Genomic DNA, 17309 nt, shown 5'->3' with positions numbered 1-17309 from the left:
GGAAAAATGTCCGGCCGGCACGCGGGCCTTGCTATCGTCATCAACAACAGCGCCCGTTACGGCCCTGGCTTCACACACCCAACCTCTTTGCAAGCGTCCACCCGGCCATGCACCCAGTAGCTGCCTGTGCCGGCTATGGGTTTGGCAGAGGATTCCACCTGTTTGCGGACTGTCGTGTTTGACGTGCCTGCGGGCGTAATCCACACCAGCGCGGCAACTGCGGCCACGATAGGCGAAGCCATGGAGGTTCCGCTGGCAATGTCGTAACCCTTCGCGCGGTTGTTCTGGCTACCCAGCGTGAACTCATGATTCGGGAACGTCGAAAACACGCTGACACCCGGAGCCGCCACGTCCACCCACCTGCCGTACGTCGAAAAGGATGCCTTCAGGTCGTTGTTGTCCGTGGCCGCAACCGCGATGACGTTCGGGTACGCGCCCGGGTAAATTTTGGCCTGGGTACCGCCATTCCCGGCAGCGGCAACGATGACCCTCCCCGCCTCCCACGCCTTGTTGACCGCAGCTTCCAGGGTGCGTGAAGAGACGCGCTGTCCCAGGCTCATGTTGATCACCTTTGCATCATTTTCCACCGCCCAGTCGATGCCCTTGGCAATGGCCGAACTGGAGCCGGTCCCGGAGTCGTTGAGGACTTTGACGTCCAGGATGGAGCACTCCGGGCACACACCGGCCACACCGGCGGTGTTATGGACGGCGGCGACGATGCCGGCGACGTGGGTGCCGTGGCCATATTTGTCGTAGTCCTCAGCATTCACGATCTGCTTGTCGGTGAGGTTGGTCCGCGCAACCACCTGGCCTGAAATGTCCGCATGGTCCACTGCCACCCCGGAGTCGATGATGGCCACTCTGACGCCGCTCCCCTTGGAGCGGGTCCAGGCTTCGACGGCGTCCACGTCGGCGTCCGGTGTGCCCGCGGCCACCTCCACCAGATAGTCCGGGTTGTTGTTGAAGAATGACTGACCGTTGTTCTGCAGGGCATACTGGCGGCCGAAGAAAGGATCATCGGTAGCGGCAGTGACCAGCTGGTCCGGCTCGGCGTACTCCACTGCCGGGTTCCGGCTCAAGGCGGTGACGAGCTGCAGTTCCTTGCCCGCAGGTACTTTGATGAGGCGGGCGCCCGTGCTGCCAATGCCGCCGCCGTCGCTCAGGCCATGCTGGCGCAGGACGTCAGGCGCGGCGGCGTTGTCACGGAATTTGACCATGATCTGTCCGACGATGTGTGAGGACTCGGGAGCTGCGTTGCTCGGGGCCGCCACGGTGATTCCGCCAAGCGCCATCGTTGCCGCTGCGAAACTGGCCACTATAAGTTTTTTCATGGCGCTTATCTTGCGCGAACAGTGACTGGTTGGATACCCCTCGTGGTGATTTCGATGATGCAGGTGGCTGCGATGGCGGTGAGGACGAGCACCACGGCGAACATGGACCGGAAGCCCAGGGGCTGGGCCATCAGCTGGCCCACGTAGCCGCCCACTCCCCCGTTGATGGCAGCGATGATGCCCACGGACGTGCCGAACACCCTGGCCTGCAGGTTCTCGTTGAGGACAATGTAGGCGAGCGCGAAGCCGGCGCTGGAGACGCCCTGCAGGGACCGGCCGGTGATGAGCAGTCCAGGGTGGGCGCGGTGATGCAGAGGATGGTGCCGGCGCGGAAGATGTTGGACGCGCAGGCGGCTGCCGGCGTGGACACCACGGACGTTGCCATCCTGCCGGAGCCGACCGGAACCGCGCTGATCGTGGTGGACCGCGAGGACGCGCTGTTGTGGGTGTTCCGGCTGGAGCTCTAACGCGCGACGGCGGGTGTCCGCCTTCTGGACTAGGTTCACGGCGCGCCGTTCCCGCCTGATGGGCTCGAACATGCGGACAGGTGCTGGATAGAGCCGACCACACAGCTTGAGGGTCGCCGAGGGATGCCCGCGGCCGGCAGATGCTACGATTGCTACGGAGGCAGGCCATGACAACAATCCCCCACCGCGAACTGCGAAACCAGAGCAGCAAGATCCTGGAACGGGTCAAGAACGGCGAAACCATCGATGTCACAAACAACGGTGAAGTTGCGGCTACGTTGATCCCGCCTGCAGCCTCCCCTTTCGGGCGCCTGCTGTTGTCCGGCAGCGTGCGACAGGCATCGGAAAGCCCCGTCGACTTCCGGTTGCTCCAGCGCGTGGCCTCTGATGTCGGCACGGCCGAGATGATCGACGACCTTCGCGGCGACCGGTGATCGTTTATGTGGACACCTCGGCCGCCTTGAAGCTGGTGGTCGAGGAACCGGAGTCCGGTCCCACCGCGGAGTTTCTCTCATCGGCCGTCCAGAGGGGTGAGCGGCTCGTAGCCTCGATGCTTCTCCACACGGAACTGCACTGTGCCGCCAACCGCCGCGGCCTGCCGCCGGAACTGGTCAACGCCGTGCTGGACGCAATCAACCTCGTGGACCTGACACGTTCAGACCTCCTTTACGCCGCCGCCCTCCCAGGTAAATTGCGCAGCGCCGACGCGATCCACCTCGCCGCTGCGATCAGACTTGAAACGCAGACCCTCGTCGCCTTCGACAAGGAGCTTGTAAGGGCAGCAACTCAAACAGGACTCCATACGATCACCCCGGGCGGCTAACACCAACCGCCCGGGGTTCTCCTACTCGACGATGCCCTCCGCCCGCAGCCCAGTAACCACCAACGACAAGACGCGCAGGGCGAAGAAGGACTCCTGCTGGAACGCTATGGCCGCCGTAACGGCTATGCCGGAAGTCCCGGCTTCTGCTGCGTTGATGTGCCGGGTTTGTGTGGCGCCCCGCTGTCCCCAGCCTTCGACAGCGTGAATATCCCATAGCGCATCGCACCGGTGCGGTAGGCCAGGATCAGGCGCGGGATGCTCAGAGCGAAGATGCGATTGCGACCGCCAAGGGCGAGGCGACGGGTCTCGCGATCGACGAGCAAAACCCTCACAAGTCGTCGGGCGCAGATCGGCCACGTGCGGGCGACGCGGCGGCTCACATCCTCATAGCCGGTGATCGCAAAGCCAGCCGCCAGTGCCATCGCCTCATACTCCTCGCGCGTGCCCATCGAGGGCAGGCGCCCTTCGCGGCAGATCGGCTCGAGCAGGTGGCGAACCTTCCAACGGCTGGCATCGGACTCGGCGAGCCACGCGCAGACAACGAAGCGGCCACCAGGCGACAGCACGCGGTGCGCCTCGGCGAAGAACCTGGGCTTATCGACCATGTGCTCGCTCGACTCAATCGCCCATGCGGCGTCGGCCGACGCGTCGGGCAGCCCGTTGGCGAGCCAGTCGCGGACCTGGATGTCTACGTCCGGTACCGGATGCGCGGCGGCGTAGAGGGCCTGCTCGGCGGACAGCGTGAAACCGGTGACGCGGACCCCGCGCGTCACCGCGAGCCGCCCTGCGGTGGTGCCGTAGCCGCAGCCGATGTCAACGCACGCCTCGCCGCGCATAAGGCGCAGCCGATCAGCGACCGTGTCGACCAGCGCCTCGACGGCCTCGCCGGACGTCTCGCGACCCGTTGCCCATAGCCCGTGGTGGACATGCTCGCCCCACACTCGGCGATAAATGGGATCGAGCTCGTCGTAGTGATCGGCGACCGCCACGGCGTTCTGGGATATATCGGGAACGATCACGTCATGAGACTACAGCGGCGCCCGACACCGTCGGAAGGGTCAGGCCGGGATTAACTATCCTTACCATCCGCATACAGCCGCCGCAGATGCGGTCAGACCAGCCAGCGCCACCAGCGGGGCCGCTCCGGTTCCGGAGTCGGTTCTGGTTCCGGCTCCTCGCCCAAGGCCAGCGCGGCCCCGACGATGTCGTCCGCGGTGAGCGTCATGACGGCCTCACGATCGAGCGCGTCGAGACTTCGTTCCTCGTCGAGCGAGAGTCGCAGCGCCTGGCGGTTGAGCGCCTGCTCGAACAACGTGCGGGCGAACCGTGCGTTGCCGGAGTCCTCGCCCGCGTGGAGCCCGGTGAAGATGCGGCGCAGCATCTGGTCCGCGCCCGGCTCCAGCGTGTACTCGTGCTGGGCCAGCATCTGGTGGAAGATCGTCTGGAGTGCGTCGACGGAGTAGTCGGGGAACGTGATTTCGCGGGCGAACCGGGAGCGCAGCCCGGGGTTCGAGAGCAAGAAGGACTCCATCAGCCGCGGGTACCCGGCCACAATTACCACCAGGCGGTGGCGGTGGTCCTCCATCCCCTTGAGCAGGACCTCGATCGCCTCGGGGCCGAAGTCCATCCGGCCGTCCTCCGGGGCCAGCGCGTAGGCCTCATCGATGAAAAGGACGCCGTCCAGCGCACGCCGGATCACCCGGTCCGTCTTGATGGCAGTCGCGCCGACGTACTGCCCCACCAGGCCCGAACGGTCCACCTCGACCAGGTGGCCTTTCTGCAGCAGACCGACAGCTCGGTACATCTCGGCCAGGAGCCGCGCCACGGTGGTCTTGCCCGTGCCCGGGTTTCCGAGGAACACCAGATGCTGCGATGTGGCCACCTCCGGCAGGCCGTGCGCCTTCCGGCGTGCCTGGACCTGGAGCAGTGCGACGAGGGCCCGCACCTGTTCCTTCACGGTCTCCAGTCCGACCAGCGCGTCGAGCTCGGCCTGCACCTCGGACAATGGCCGGGCCGGCCCGGGCCTCGCACCGATAAGATCGCCGACCAGGTCGTCGACGCGCTCCGAACCGCCGGGCAGCTTGAGCTGATCGGCCAGATGGCCGATGGTCTCGCGCAGCTCGTCGAGCGGTTTGCGGCCGGGAGCCATGCATCCACTGTAGTCCTCGATTCCCGACCGCGGAGGGGTTGGCTTCACCAGTATCAGTGCTGTCCGCCCACAGCCTCACGCGGCCAACCCGCCTCAGCGAGCGCGGCCGTCGTGCCCCTATAAACCGGCCGAGCAACGTTTCCACCAGGCGCGGGGCAAAGTCATCCCCGAGGCTGAGCACCACCCGGCGCCGCGCACCCTTCACCCCTGGATACCCGACTTAAAGCCCGCGCATGTCACACACAGTCTGCCCACGGCAGGGACGGTCGGAGGTGTCGACGGCGGCGCGCACCACGGGTGCCAGAGCGGGCTTCACCGCACCAACGGCGAGCGCCGCCGCCAGCGGATGGTGCATTGCGGAGCAGGGCCTGCCGTGGGTGCTCTCGTAGAACCGGAAGTAGCAGCCCAGCATGGAACGACGGTGTCACTTGCCTCCCGCCGCCGCCTTCCGTCTGTGCCGGGGAAGGGACGCAGCCCCCTTCGGAACGGCTTCCAACATCGACGATTCACGTCACGCAGGCCTGAACCGCGACGCTATCGACTCACGCATCCGTGCCACATCAACGTCGCCGGCTGATTGCTCTGTCAGCACTTTGGCTAACCTTTTCGGCCAGAGGACGTGAACGCCACGAGTCGAGAACGCGCCCCCGATCAGGGGCCAGTCCGCTTCGATGAAGCACAGCGCCCCGGTGATCGGAACATCCCCGACGAGGTCGCGCACGACGTCGACCTGTTTGAGCACCCCGTCGACCAGTTTCGTGCAGTCACGCCGGCCAACGAGGAGCTTCTCGACGCGTGGGCGAAGGATGCCACCGTCGATCTTCAGTTCAGGCCGGCCCTTGTACCGCTTGGCATCAATAACCCAGATTCCACCAGAAGTGATGGCGATGTGGTCGATGTTGGCCTTCGATCCGGAGATGCGCCGATCGTGGAGGACAGCTAGGCCGGCCGAGCCCATGGCATTTAGCCGAGCGCCGAGCTGTTCCTCACCGATCGCGCCTCGATCCCAGGACTTTGTGTGTTGCGGCTCCTCGGAGAGGGCGACTGCAAGGCCACCGAAGCGACCCCACTTCTCGCGGAGCTTTTCCTCGTCCTTCGCCTTTCGGCGCTCGTATTCTCGGCGGGCGGACGATCCGGCTAGTCCGAAGTCAGGGGACAATGACTCGTCATCAGGTCGTCCGAGTTCGGGAGGCTCGGTGGCACATTCCACACAGCGGACGGTCTTCGTCTCGCTTTCGTAGATGGCGACCGTCCCGGCCGGAAGAGACACGCCGCACAACCGGCAGGCTCCGGCGTACCGGAGCCTCATCTGCTTCATGAGGAGGCACTTTGGATCACCGGGACGGAAACAGTCTGCTTGTACGTCACCGCGTTCGGGCCGCGTTTGCGCTTTGCCATGGCTCAATCCTTACCTACGGCGGGAACTTTTCGCGGTGTGCCGCGCGCAGCCGGACTTCCCTCGCAGGAGCAGTTCGACTCCCGAAACTCTCGCGGGTTTTAATCAACACTTTCTTGTCACGTAGTAACGATTCTTTTATGCCGCCAGCAGACCGCAAGACCTTCCGCGAACTTAGGACCCGCGGTCAACGCAGCCCAATGGTTCTTTAGTAAAAGATTCAACAATACGGTGCCTTTGTAAATAACAAATAGAATGCGACTCAGGCTCGTCATATTTGGGATTACGTATTGTCGTAAGACCGAAAACCTTTTGCGTCTGCCATATTTGAGGCATGACAACACCAGAGTTCCCTGGGGCGGGCTCACAGCAGACTTCGCCCAACCACGCATCTCCTGCACAGGCTGATCACGAGGCGTCAAGGCAGACCCTCCCGCCTCAGTCGGCGAAGGCTAAAAAGCCGTTGAACGTCGTCGGCCTCATCGCGCTCATCACAGCAGTACTCGGATTCATCTTCGCCTGTATGCCCGGTGCCCTCATTGTTGGCTGGATACTGTTGCCGATCGCATTCGTTCTGGCTCTCGTCTCCCTCTTCCAAAGGGACAAGCCCAAAGGAATGGGTATTGCTGCCTTGATCCTGTCAATCGTAGGAACGATTGTTGGGGTCGTCGTGTTCTTTGCAGTCGTCGGGACAGCGGCGAGCAACGCGTTCGGCAGCGGCGACACCAAAGTCGTGGCACCGTCCGGCGATGCAGGTGCCACTAACGGTGGGGCAGCGGAAGCTCCCGCAGCCAAAGCCGGGACCCGCGAAACCCCACACCCGATCGGCTCGGTCATTGAATCTAAGGATTGGCGCGTTGTGGTCAACACGGTCACCCTCGCCGCCACGGACGCTGTGGTCGCCGCCAACCGATTCAACGACCCGCCAGCCGCGGGTTCGGAGTACATCCTCGTGAACTACTCGGTCACCTACATCGGCGATGACGTTAACGGGCAGACACCTTCGTTCGTGTCAGTCGCATACGTGACAGCAGACGGCAGGACCGTGAACAGTTACGACAAGAACGTCGTAGAACCGGATCCCATCAGCTCGAACGCGCTCTACAAGGACGGCTCGGCAACCGGCAATGAGGCCTTTGAAGTGCCGTCGGCCACCGCGGGTCAAGGCGTTCTCGCCGTCCGTGCGGGCATGCTCGGTGACAAGGTATTCGTCGCAGCCAAATAACACTCAGAGAAAGTTCGCGAAGCCCCCGGCTGATCAGCTGGGGGCTTCGCTGTGCCGCGCTCCGGAACTGAGTCGGTGCAGTTCCTCCGGGCACCCACGGAACACCCCTAGGGGTGCACCAGCACCTTCACCGCCGTCTAATTGTGGCTGATCAGGGTGTCGAACCCTTGCTCCACCAGATCCTCCAGCGCGATCCTTCCGGTGATGAACGGCTTGAGGTCCGCCGTGCCCTCCTGCACCAGTCTGATGGCGGCAGCATGGTCCCGGACGTAGGCGATGGTGCCGCGCAGGTCGATTTCCTTCAGCACCAGCTTCTGCATGTCCACCGTGGCCGGCGCACCCCAGATGGACACGTTGACCACCACGCCCGCCGGCCGGACGGCGTCGAGCATGGTGTCAAGCACTGCGTTCACGCCCGCGCACTCGAAAGCGACGTCCGCGCCGGTACCACCGGTGGGTTCCAGCACCCGCGCCGGGACCTCCTCCTTGCTGGGGTCCAGCACATGGTCCGCCACGCCGCTGGAAACCGCTTTCTCCTTGCGGCCCAGCGTCAGCCCATCACGGACCCGGCAACCGGCCGGCTGCTGGGGTGCTGGACGTCTCCGGGCCGCTGGACACCATCAGCGCGGACACCCTGCGGATGGTGCGGTGAGCGATCCGGGTGGCGGAGGCGCTGTTGGGAACGCCCGACGGCGGGACGCCCATGGACAGCGCCTGGGCGCTTCACAGTGATCCTGAGCGGCGCTCCACGCCGTATGTGTCGTGCCTACATGCCGTCCGTCCGTCGTCCCGGTTCCGGATTGTCGTCTGGGCGGGTGATGGCCTCGGCAGCGTTCATAAGTTCCGTCAAATCCTTGGCTTCCTCTTCGAGAGCCTGTCTGGCTTGAGTTGCTTTTCGATTGTTGTCGAAGTCGTCGTATCGGCGGCCGATCTCCGCCTTCATGGATTGGTGAGATACGGACCCGGCATTACCGAGCAGAGTCCTTTCGTTGAAGTCGAGGAAGCGGTCGGCCTGCGTGACCCAGTCGGCCATACGAATTTCCTGACGTCTTGCGGACCGGTCTTCAGCAAAGTCGAGGAACATCACGGTCAAACGGTCAAGCTCTCGTATCTCCTCATGCGTGAGGTAATTCTTGGCCGTCTCCGCATCCAGACGTTTGACTTCCTTGCCTGCCCAGGTCGTGAGCCCCAAGTTTGGAGCCGACGCATCCGAACGAGCCACCACCAGTTCAGCCGCCGTCTTGCCGGTAACGGCGAAGAGCAGCTTATTCTGAATGGTAGCGAAGAAGCTCCGAGCCAGTTCTGACTTGCTGTCGTAGTCACTGCTCGTTTCAGCGAAAATGTCACGAACCTTCTGATAGAAGCGCTTCTCCGACGCACGAATGCTGCGGATCCGCTCCAGAAGCTCGTCGAAGTAGTCCACGCCGGCGGGATCTTTGAGGTATGCATCATTCATTGCAAACCCCTTGATCAAGAATTCCTTTAGCACCGTCGTCGCCCACTGGCGGAACTGGACAGCCCTTGGTGTGGAGACGCGATAGCCTACGGCCAAGATCATGTCGAGGTTGTATACCTTGACCTCGCGGGTGACCTGTCGGGTCCCCTCAGTTCGAACCATTAACTCTGAGTTAATAGTTGCCTCGGTCACTTCCCCGTCCCCCAAAACCCTGGAGATGAGCTGGGCTACATTGGGTATTGAGGTCCCAAACAGCTCCGCAATTTGCATCTGCGTGAGCCACACTGTGCCACCAGCTGCCCGCAACTGCACCACCTGCCGACCGTCAGGGCTGGCATAGAGAATCAGCTCACCGTTCGGACGTGCTGTTCCAGTCAACTTGACCGCCTTCACTCATTTATTGACACCGCATCCGTCAGTTCTGCGACGATGCTATTCGCTACCACCGACACGGTTAATTAGCCCGAAGCTGAGCTGGTCAAATGGACCACGTCGCCGCGCAGTTCCAGCTGATCCGATTCAAGGCCATGCTGCAGCCCCTCGTTTAGGCGGGCGATGATGCCGGCTGTTCGACGCTTTCCCCCGAATGCCTGGATCGTCTCCCGATGCAGCTCATCCACAGCTATGCCGCCGTTCACGCCCACAATGTCCACCATGGCGTTCTTCAGCTCGACAACACTGATGTGCTCTGGCTTGCGGACAATATCTGTGCCGTTCGGACGGAATACTCGCCAGGAGCCTCTGTCCACGGCGGCATCCCACACGAAGCCATCATCATCAATGACATGGGTCGATGGCTCCACCAACCGAAGCACAGAATGTGAACGCTGACCATTGACCTTGTTCAGCCCGAAAGCCGCACACACCAGTTTCGCCAGACGGTCCTGATGGACAGGACCTTCAGCTGCCACTACCGCGGAAATGGCATCCCGGACGGAAGCGATCGAACGGCGCGAGTGGAGGTTGTCAAGGACGTCGGTGGTACCGAACGTCTGAACGAGCCACGGCGCGTACGTATCAACCTCAGAGACGACAGACGTGGACGACGGCGCGACAGCCGGTTTCCGAATCTCATCGAACAGCGGCAAGGTTCCAAGAATATCCGTGACATCCTCAGCAGGCTCTGCGTAAAGCTCTTCGTCGGACGCACGCGGAACGGCGACTTCCCGAGGAGCTGGCTCGTCGGCGGGCTCTTCCAAAACGTCCGCAGCTGCTTCCCGCAGGGACAGTTCAATCCGGTCAAGGACGGCCTCACTGTCGGCGAGCCAAGCCGGCAACCATACCCGCTCCACCGACGGCCACCGCATCATCCGCGTCAGGACATCCCGGGGCAGTCCATCCCGATCCCCCGCCGTCCGGCGAGCAGCCCAGGCGGGACCGTCCAACAGGATGGCCATCAGCTGGCGGCTTGGGTTCTCCGCCAGCGCCACGCTCAAATCCACCTTGAAGTCGGACAACCCAACATCTGAAGAAACCACGAACCCACGGTCCCGCAGGGCGTCGGCAATCTCTTCCCGGTGCAGGTCAATGCTGGCAGCACGTCGCCCGTCATAAGGCAGCGCAGCAGTTCCCTGCTCGGCCAGATCCAGGTAGGACCGGAGGTGCTTGATGCCCACCGAACTGGTCTCCTCAGAGCGCAGGTCCGCCGGGCTGAAGCTGGAGAAAACGATCACCTGCCGGCGTGCACGGGTCACGGCCACGTTGAGCCTCCGCTCACCACCCGACCGGTTCAGCGGCCCAAAGTTCAGCGGCAGGTAACCCTTGTCGTTCTTGCTGAACCCCGTGGAGAACAGGATGATGTCCCGCTCATCCCCCTGTACGTTCTCAAGGTTCTTGACGAACAGCCCTTCAGATTCCTCATCAAGAGCAGCCACAATCCGCGGATCCTCTGTATCCCGCAGCAGCCCCTCAATCAAGGCACGCTGCTGCAGGTTGAACGTCACCACACCAACGGAGGGCAAACCCGCAGGATCAGCATCAAACCGGCGCCGAATCTCGGCCACCATAGCAGCCGCCTCCACAGGGTTGGTCCGGAGCACCTTGGACGGCCCCGAACGGTGGAACTGCCCATCCACCCGGACAAAGTTCACGCCGTGCCCGCGGACACCCGCATTCGCAGCACCATGCGATGGGCCGGGGAAGGACGACAGCTTGCTGTCGTAATACTGCTGATTGCTGAAGGCGATCAGCGATTCGTCCTGGCTCCGGTAGTGCCAGGACAGCCACTGCCGCGGCACCCGCGCTTCCACGCATTCGGAAAGGATCGATTCCATATCCTCCACCACGGAAATCTCGGCGTCCCCGTCGCTCCCGGTGTCTGAGGAAATCTCCGCGAACGACGTCGGCGGCATCTGTTTGCTGTCACCCACCACCACTACTGACGCGCCGCGGCCCATGGCACCCACCGCGTCGGCTACCCGGATCTGCGACGCCTCATCGAAGACCACGATGTCGAACAGACCAGCCTTGGCAGGGAAGAACCGCGCCACCGAATCCGGGCTCACCAGCGTGCAGGGCATGATCCCCGTGATCAGGTCTGCGTAGTTTTCCATCAGTTTGCGGACTGACATGCCGCCCCGCTGCCGGGTCAATTGTCGTTGCAGCTCCCCCATGCGCCCCGAGGTCGACGACGACGAGACCGTCCGGGAGCCCAGCACCCCGGCAGCCAGGTTGGTTTTGAGCAGCTCACGGACCGTTTCGGCGCGGGTGGTGAACCTGTCGATTGTGCGCTCGTGCACGGTGGCGTCAAAGTCGCTCAACCCGGTAGCGATGCGCCGTTCGGCCAGCGACCCTTCGGCCAAGCCGCGTTCGAAGGCAGCTGCAGCGTCATCAGCTTCAAGCTCGCCGTCGAGCACGGCGGTACGGGCGTCGAGCAGCCCGGCAGCACGCAGCGGTTCGAGGTGGCGAACCAGATCCCGCCATCGCGTCAGCGGTACCGCCCCCGAGGCATCCAGCCGTCTGGCCACGGATGTTTCCCACCAGCGCGCCAGGAAGCCCCGCTCACCGGTCCAGGTGCGCAGCTCAGCTGTGCCTACACCCTGGACCTGCAGAAACTCTTCCCAAGCCTGGGAAAGCTCCTCCAGCCAGCCAACAACGTTCTGGTGGACGCCCGGGGCATCCTTCAGGAACGTCCGCAGCTCGTTCTGAAAACTCACGACCGCGGCCTCCGGAGCAGGCTGCACGGCCTCCGCAGCCCAGCGCAGCCAGGAAATCCGGTGCCGCAGGTCAGCCTGATCGTCCGGCGTCAGCGGGTTCCACTGCTGATCCGCGGCAAGACCGGGCAGCGAGCCCCGGGTTGCCCGCAGGCCGGAGACCTCCTGCTGCACGGCCACCAATTTCTCCAGCAGCGGTACCAGTTCCTTGTGCCGGACCTCCGCTCCGGAAGCCAGTACGGGAGACAGTACGGGAGACAGCTCAGCAGCTACCGCCAGCAGCCGCTTCTTGCGGCCCCAGAATCCGGTGGCCGCAGCCTGCTGCGCACGTCCCAGGATCTCCGGCAGCGGGAGGTCCATGGCACCGGGCCCCACCTGCTCCAGCCCAGGATGCTGGACAGAGGCGAAAGCAGCCACCAGCTTTTCGAGCTGTTCAGCGTTGACGGACCAGTCGCCCGAGCGGACCACGTCCAGGGTGCCTAACGGTACGTTCCGGTCCTGCAGCAGTGCGGCGAGCGTTCCGACGTCGGCCGGCGTCTGGGCAGCATCCAGAACCGACGGCAGCCCAGGCGTTGGACGCAGGGCGTTCAACGCATCGTTGATGCGGCGTCCCAGAGCCAGCAGCTGTTGCTCCTGCTGCTCGCCGCCGGCCACAGAGACAAACCGCCAAGGGTGGGCTGGGCCAGGACGGACGGGGTCGGTGAGCTCGGGAAGTTCCCGGAAGACCTGCCGGATCGAATCCAGCGTCGCCCCGTTCAGTGACGCTGTCAGTTCCGGGCTGAGCGGCACCGTCGCGTGATCAGGTTCGTACGTCAGGGCCTTGGTCCGGGCGCTGTACAGGGAGAGCTGCGCGCCATTCTCGTCATGGACGTTATTGGCATAGCGGACCAGTCCGCGCCGGGCTGAAGCCAAGTCGGTGGAGGCAGTTTCGAGCTGCTGCTTATCCGCCGCTAACCGCAGTTCCAAGGCGTGCTTAATCTGCGCCCTGACCACCGCCGGCTTGCTGCCCTTGTCATGCAGATCCAGGGAGAACGGCCCCATGCCAACGTCTTCAAGCCGCCGCTGGACAACATCGAGTGCTGCCCGCTTCTCCGCAACGAACAGGACCCGTTTGCCTTCAACAATGGCGCGGGTCAGCAGGTTCGTGATGGTCTGGGACTTGCCCGTGCCTGGTGGGCCTTCCAGAACGAATGTCTGGCCGGCTACTGCAGACGCAACTGCCTCCAACTGAGACGAGTCCGCTGGAATGGGACACTGCGCCGCAAGGGCGTCCAGATCGACGTCGGACGTTACCGGAATGCTGTCCGAGAACAGTTCCGTGGGGGTGCTGATGAGGTGGTTGACCAGGCTGTTGGAGGTGAATTCCTTCCAGTTCTCGTCGAGGTCCTTCCACAGGCGGAACTTGGCGAACTGCAGCATGGACAGGTCCACGGTGTTCTCCACCCGGAAGGCCAGGCCCTTGGCAGAAACAGCGGCACGCACGGCAGCGAACGCGGCGTCCAGGTCAATCCCGGAGCCATCTTCCTCCGGTTCGGCCAGGCCAGGGATGCGCAGGTCATGGGACTGCGCCAGCTTCTCCAGAAGGCAATAGTTCGGCGTTGACTGGCCCGTCTCATCAAGGGTCACCCGGTACAGGCCGTTCTTGCCCGCGGAGGTCAGTTTGACCGGGACCAGCACCAGCGGGGACCTGAGCGTCCGGCCGTCCAGCTCCCACATCAGGCTGCCGATGGCCAGGTACAGGTTGTTGGCGCCGGTTTCCTCCAACTGGGTCTTCGCCTTGTATGCCAGGCCCCGCATCTTGGCGTTGTAGCCGTCCTCGCTGACCTCAGCGAAGACGGACTTCCTAGAGTTCAGCAGGTCCTCGAGTTCGTCCTGGGGGAGGTCCCGGCCGAAGCGCACGCCGCGCTCCTGGTGGATGGCGCTGATCTGGTTGGACGGCAGCAAACTGACGGACGTGCCCTTGCTGATGAGGTCCTCGAAGGCGCCCATCCAGGCGGTGGGGACGGCCAGCGGGAACCTGGCCGTGTCCGTGAAGTTGATCAGCCTGTTCCGCAGGCTGAGGTCCAGCAGGGCGTTTTTCCACTGGCCTACCCGGGGTGGAACGTCGGAGGGGGTCCTGGCCGCTCCCCCGCTGGCGGTTGCCTTCTCCGGCAGGGACGGTGCCGTCCTGGTCTCCGGGACGTAGTTGACCACAGTGTGGGTTCCGGCGTCGGACGTGGTGCGGGCGGGCAACGGGTAGATGCCGTCAAGGCGCGCGCGCCGGACGTCCGTGACGGCGTTGATCTCGTCATTGCCACTCTCCACGTAGCGGTTCAGCGGACTGCTGCGGAGTGCGGCGGCTGAGATGGGCTGACTGCCGGTGAGGAGCGTGGTCTCGACGAGCCCGATGAAGCCGCGCTGGACCAGGCTGACCAGTTCGGGAACGTCGTCGGACGCCGCGGTGCTGAGGCTGCCTCCTTCGCGCCAATAGCCCAGGAACGCGTGGCTGTCCACCAGCCAGAGCAGCGGCCTGATGCCGCAGGATTCCAGCGCGGCGGCGAGGACCAGCGTGGTGTCCAGGCAGGTGCCCAAACGCTCATCCAGTACCTGCGCCGGGGTGCGGACCTGCTGGCCATCCAATCCCCAGCTTGCGGGCGGCATGCTGTAGCGGATGTCACGGTCACTCATGGCCCGGGCGATGGCGAAGACGATCTTGTCAACCCGGTCGCCGTCTTCCAGGTAGCCGTCGAAGCTGCCGCTGCCGGTGGTTTCCATGAGGACGTCGGCAGCCTCGGAGATGAGCCTGGCGATGCTGGGGTGGTGTGGTTGCACATATGCGGCCAGGAACTCGTAGGAGACCAGTCCCCGCCCGGCAATCCAGAGCTGGGCGGGCAGGAGTGTCAGGTCAGCCTCGGCACGGCCCAGCTCCGTCACGGTTGAATCGGCGCCCACCGACTGGACGGTTACCAGCACCTTCCCCAGCTGCCGGTCCGCCAGCTCATACATGGTGGCGGCCAGGACAGGGACGTTGAGATCATCCAGGGTGATGGTCTGGCCTGCTGCGAGATCCACGTACTGCTGGAAGTCGCCCGAGATCCGGCCGGACTGCGCGGTGGCTTCGATGTGGACGACGGCACCGCGGATTTCCGCGCCGGCGTTGGTGATCTTGACCTGCCGCACAAAACGGAAGCCGTTGTGCGCCATCGCATAGCTGAGGGCATCCGCTGTGGTCACTTCCACCACCACGTGAGGAGACGAGGCGACCGGTTCCGGAGCCACCGAATCGTCCGCTGCGCCGTCTTCCTGGATGTCGACTTCCACGACGGCGGCCGGCAGGGCGTGATCGTTCTTTTCCGGTTGTTCCTGGTTCTGAGAAGTCCGGTTCTGGTACGCGTTCAGAAGTGCGGTCAGCTCGCTGGAGGTGTCGTTCAGGCCGATGACCTTGGCCAGCCGTCCTGCGGTGTCCAGAGTGCGGAACGTGTCGGCGTCATTGAAGGACTCGTTGTGTGCCCACAGGTTACGTGCCTGCCGCAGCTCGGAGGTGTGGCTGCGGGCATCGTGCGGGAGGTTGAAAGGGTATCCCAGTGAGCCCATGGGTTCGGTCATGATCCGCAGCTGCACGCTGAGGTCCGAGGCTGCGTAGTTCTGCGCAGCGCGTCCGGCGTTCTCATCCTTGTGCTGGAGGATCTTTGTCCAGACCACGCCGGGGGCTACCTCGGCGAGCACTCCTGCGATGTAGGGCTCAAGGCCCACGGCCAAGGCGTCAAGGGCGCGGCCCACGTACTCGCGGTTGGACAGACTCATCAGGTTCCCCCATCTACGGCACCGGCGTCAGTGTCGTCATTCAATCAATCAGAACCCATCATGGCATCTGGCGCCGACAATCCGGCAGGTGCGGGTTGAGAATGCCTCAGCTCGTCACGACGCCGGACGCCCGGGTCCTCTCCCGGCCGGTGGCCGCCCAGCCAGGCGCACCGCTGCGCGTGGCAGTGCACCCACGGCGCCCCTCCCCCCGAACTCGCCAACAAGGGGATCGCGCGCACCGAGCGCCACGGTGATGTGCATGGGGCCCGCGAGCTGCACAGGTTCAGGGTGTTGCGGGCGCCGACGGCGGCACTGACGTTGCCGCTGACGGTCCCGATCCCCACCAGCTCAGCGGTGAGAGATGCGAGCAGGTAGGCCAGGGCGAGGGCGTCGTCGATCCCGGTGTCGCAGTCGAGCCAGAACGGGAGGCGTGGTCATGGTTCTTCTTTCGTGTGGGGGAAGCGGAGTCAGGCGGTCTCTCCCTTGGCGGCGGTGATGGCCACCGAGATCCATAGTGCGGCGGCGTTGCCGGCGGATGTGAGCAGTCCAGCGTGGGCGCGGTGATGCAGAGGATGGTGCCGGCGCCCATAATGCCGAGGACCAGCAGCAGGGCGGCGCGGCGGCCGATGAAGTCGCTCCATCTGCCGATCACGGGACCGGATGGCACCGGCCAGGAAGACCATGGACTGGACGGTGGCGGCGCTGAACTGCACCGAGACCCTCCGGGCTTGGGCTCGTCGTAGCGGACTTACTTCGGCGAGGAATAGGTCAAAGAAGCCCCGCGCCAAGGCCGGGCATTGCTTCCCACCTGATTGGGTATGCGAACGGGATGTGGTCGTCGGCCATGCCGCCGACCACATCGGATGGTTCGTCACTGTCAGTTGCGTGCGGCCGTTCGCAAGAGGCGAGCGACTTCCGGGGTCATGGAGTAGCGCTCACCGTCCCAATCCCAGATGTAGTGCCAAGAATTGCCCCTAGGCGTGGTGTACATCGGAAGGCCCGCGCGCCGGATTGCCTTCCCCACGCCACCGAGAATGCCTGCGACGCCCGACTTGCCTTTGGGGTGCGAGATCGCCTTGGCGATCTCCTCTGGAAGGAAATGCGCGGTCTCGTCACCGGTCGCTCGTATCAAGTGAAGGAGAACTTCGTGTCCCGGCAGCGAGATCTTTTCCCATAGGGTCGCGGCGATTGCTGGAGCTTCATCGGTCTCAACCCAGGAGGGGACGATCCCCGACGGCAGCAGGGAGGGAGCATCGGGATCAGTGGCGTTGGCCATGAATTCTCCAAAGCGGATTTGGAACTCCGCAACGCGGTGTTCGGGGACGTGAACGGTTATCGGAATAAGCATCTGAACTCCAAGATAGGTTGCAACGTGGGTTGGCATTTCCAGTTTGGCCCCTAGGAGCAGTCCCGTCAAGAGGAGTTGTAACATATCTAGCCCAACATGATGGCCTGGCGTTCGAGGTGATGCCCTGCCCTGAGGCGGTGTCGTAGCGGCCGGAAGCGACGACGAAGACGCATACTGAC

The 17309-nt window shown here is 63.8% G+C and carries 12 protein-coding genes and 3 pseudogenes; 3 read left to right on the top strand and 12 right to left on the bottom strand.

The features are described 5' to 3' along the window. Window positions 1-56 precede the first annotated feature (56 nt). Both ACQCS0_RS05645 and ACQCS0_RS05640 read right to left on the bottom strand, forming a co-directional pair. Complete coding sequence (locus ACQCS0_RS05645; protein WP_354160143.1) at window positions 57-1331, bottom strand: S8 family serine peptidase; 1275 nt, start codon at window positions 1329-1331, stop codon at window positions 57-59. Between the two features lie 5 nt (window positions 1332-1336). After that, entirely contained in the window at window positions 1337-1870 is a 534-nt protein-coding gene (locus tag ACQCS0_RS05640) for a hypothetical protein (RefSeq protein WP_426940089.1), read from the bottom strand. A 95-nt stretch (window positions 1871-1965) separates the two neighbouring features. Between ACQCS0_RS05640 and ACQCS0_RS05635 the strand changes: the two genes are divergently transcribed. Both ACQCS0_RS05635 and ACQCS0_RS05630 read left to right on the top strand, forming a co-directional pair. After that, window positions 1966-2232 carry a type II toxin-antitoxin system Phd/YefM family antitoxin gene (locus ACQCS0_RS05635; RefSeq protein ID WP_426940088.1) on the top strand — a complete coding sequence of 89 codons (267 nt, stop codon included), beginning with the start codon at window positions 1966-1968 and terminating at the stop codon, window positions 2230-2232. Between the two features lie 8 nt (window positions 2233-2240). Continuing rightward, window positions 2241-2621, top strand: coding sequence for a type II toxin-antitoxin system VapC family toxin (locus ACQCS0_RS05630; RefSeq protein ID WP_354154069.1), 381 nt, complete (start codon window positions 2241-2243; stop codon window positions 2619-2621). 122 nt (window positions 2622-2743) lie between these two features. On the opposite strand, the gene ACQCS0_RS05625 is transcribed toward ACQCS0_RS05630, so the two are convergent. The 3 genes from ACQCS0_RS05625 to ACQCS0_RS05615 form a co-directional block, all read right to left on the bottom strand. After that, on the bottom strand, window positions 2744-3640 hold the full coding sequence (locus ACQCS0_RS05625; protein ID WP_426940087.1) for a class I SAM-dependent methyltransferase: 897 nt from the start codon (window positions 3638-3640) through the stop codon (window positions 2744-2746). Window positions 3641-3732: 92 nt separating this feature from the next. Then, window positions 3733-4770, bottom strand: a complete 1038-nt coding sequence (locus ACQCS0_RS05620) for an AAA family ATPase (RefSeq protein WP_354160238.1) — start codon at window positions 4768-4770, stop codon at window positions 3733-3735. A 511-nt stretch (window positions 4771-5281) separates the two neighbouring features. Beyond that, window positions 5282-6088, bottom strand: a complete 807-nt coding sequence (locus ACQCS0_RS05615) for a nuclease-related domain-containing protein (RefSeq protein WP_354154072.1) — start codon at window positions 6086-6088, stop codon at window positions 5282-5284. 412 nt (window positions 6089-6500) lie between these two features. Here ACQCS0_RS05615 and ACQCS0_RS05610 point away from each other — a divergent pair, with 412 nt between their 5' ends. Beyond that, window positions 6501-7391 (top strand): hypothetical protein, encoded by an 891-nt coding sequence (locus tag ACQCS0_RS05610; protein ID WP_426940086.1) that lies wholly within the window; start codon window positions 6501-6503, stop codon window positions 7389-7391. 137 nt (window positions 7392-7528) lie between these two features. Here the strand turns inward: ACQCS0_RS05610 and ACQCS0_RS05605 are convergent. From ACQCS0_RS05605 to ACQCS0_RS05575, 7 genes and pseudogenes are all read right to left on the bottom strand, one after another. Continuing rightward, window positions 7529-7945: pseudogene (locus tag ACQCS0_RS05605) on the bottom strand (zinc-binding dehydrogenase); the annotation flags it as partial. A 4-nt stretch (window positions 7946-7949) separates the two neighbouring features. Continuing rightward, window positions 7950-8096, bottom strand: coding sequence for a hypothetical protein (locus ACQCS0_RS05600; protein ID WP_354166342.1), 147 nt, complete (start codon window positions 8094-8096; stop codon window positions 7950-7952). A 61-nt stretch (window positions 8097-8157) separates the two neighbouring features. After that, a complete protein-coding gene (locus tag ACQCS0_RS05595; RefSeq protein ID WP_354166344.1) occupies window positions 8158-9225 on the bottom strand; it encodes a virulence RhuM family protein in 1068 nt (355 codons plus the stop codon). Between the two features lie 80 nt (window positions 9226-9305). Next, window positions 9306-15782, bottom strand: coding sequence for a DUF3320 domain-containing protein (locus ACQCS0_RS05590; RefSeq protein ID WP_426940085.1), 6477 nt, complete (start codon window positions 15780-15782; stop codon window positions 9306-9308). 185 nt (window positions 15783-15967) lie between these two features. Further along, window positions 15968-16207 (bottom strand): annotated as a pseudogene (locus ACQCS0_RS05585) (nucleoside hydrolase); the annotation flags it as partial. Window positions 16208-16329: 122 nt separating this feature from the next. Further along, window positions 16330-16486 (bottom strand): annotated as a pseudogene (locus ACQCS0_RS05580) (MFS transporter); the annotation flags it as partial. 173 nt (window positions 16487-16659) lie between these two features. Next, entirely contained in the window at window positions 16660-17214 is a 555-nt protein-coding gene (locus ACQCS0_RS05575) for a hypothetical protein (protein ID WP_426940084.1), read from the bottom strand. Between the last annotated feature and the right edge of the window lie 95 nt (window positions 17215-17309).

It is taken from the genome of Pseudarthrobacter sp. S6 (assembly GCF_050156575.1).
In the GTDB taxonomy this organism is placed as follows: domain Bacteria; phylum Actinomycetota; class Actinomycetes; order Actinomycetales; family Micrococcaceae; genus Arthrobacter.
This window is presented reverse-complemented; position numbering and strand designations above follow the sequence as displayed.

Coding starts and splice junctions, on each gene's coding strand:
- ACQCS0_RS05645 (WP_354160143.1), bottom strand. CDS start 1,331: ATGAAAAAACTTATAGTGGCCAGTTTCGCAGCGGCAACGATGGCGCTT.
- ACQCS0_RS05640 (WP_426940089.1), bottom strand. CDS start 1,870: ATGTTCGAGCCCATCAGGCGGGAACGGCGCGCCGTGAACCTAGTCCAG.
- ACQCS0_RS05635 (WP_426940088.1), top strand. CDS start 1,966: ATGACAACAATCCCCCACCGCGAACTGCGAAACCAGAGCAGCAAGATC.
- ACQCS0_RS05620 (WP_354160238.1), bottom strand. CDS start 4,770: ATGGCTCCCGGCCGCAAACCGCTCGACGAGCTGCGCGAGACCATCGGC.
- ACQCS0_RS05615 (WP_354154072.1), bottom strand. CDS start 6,088: ATGAAGCAGATGAGGCTCCGGTACGCCGGAGCCTGCCGGTTGTGCGGC.
- ACQCS0_RS05610 (WP_426940086.1), top strand. CDS start 6,501: ATGACAACACCAGAGTTCCCTGGGGCGGGCTCACAGCAGACTTCGCCC.
- ACQCS0_RS05600 (WP_354166342.1), bottom strand. CDS start 8,096: ATGGGCGTCCCGCCGTCGGGCGTTCCCAACAGCGCCTCCGCCACCCGG.
- ACQCS0_RS05590 (WP_426940085.1), bottom strand. CDS start 15,782: ATGAGTCTGTCCAACCGCGAGTACGTGGGCCGCGCCCTTGACGCCTTG.
- ACQCS0_RS05575 (WP_426940084.1), bottom strand. CDS start 17,214: ATGTTACAACTCCTCTTGACGGGACTGCTCCTAGGGGCCAAACTGGAA.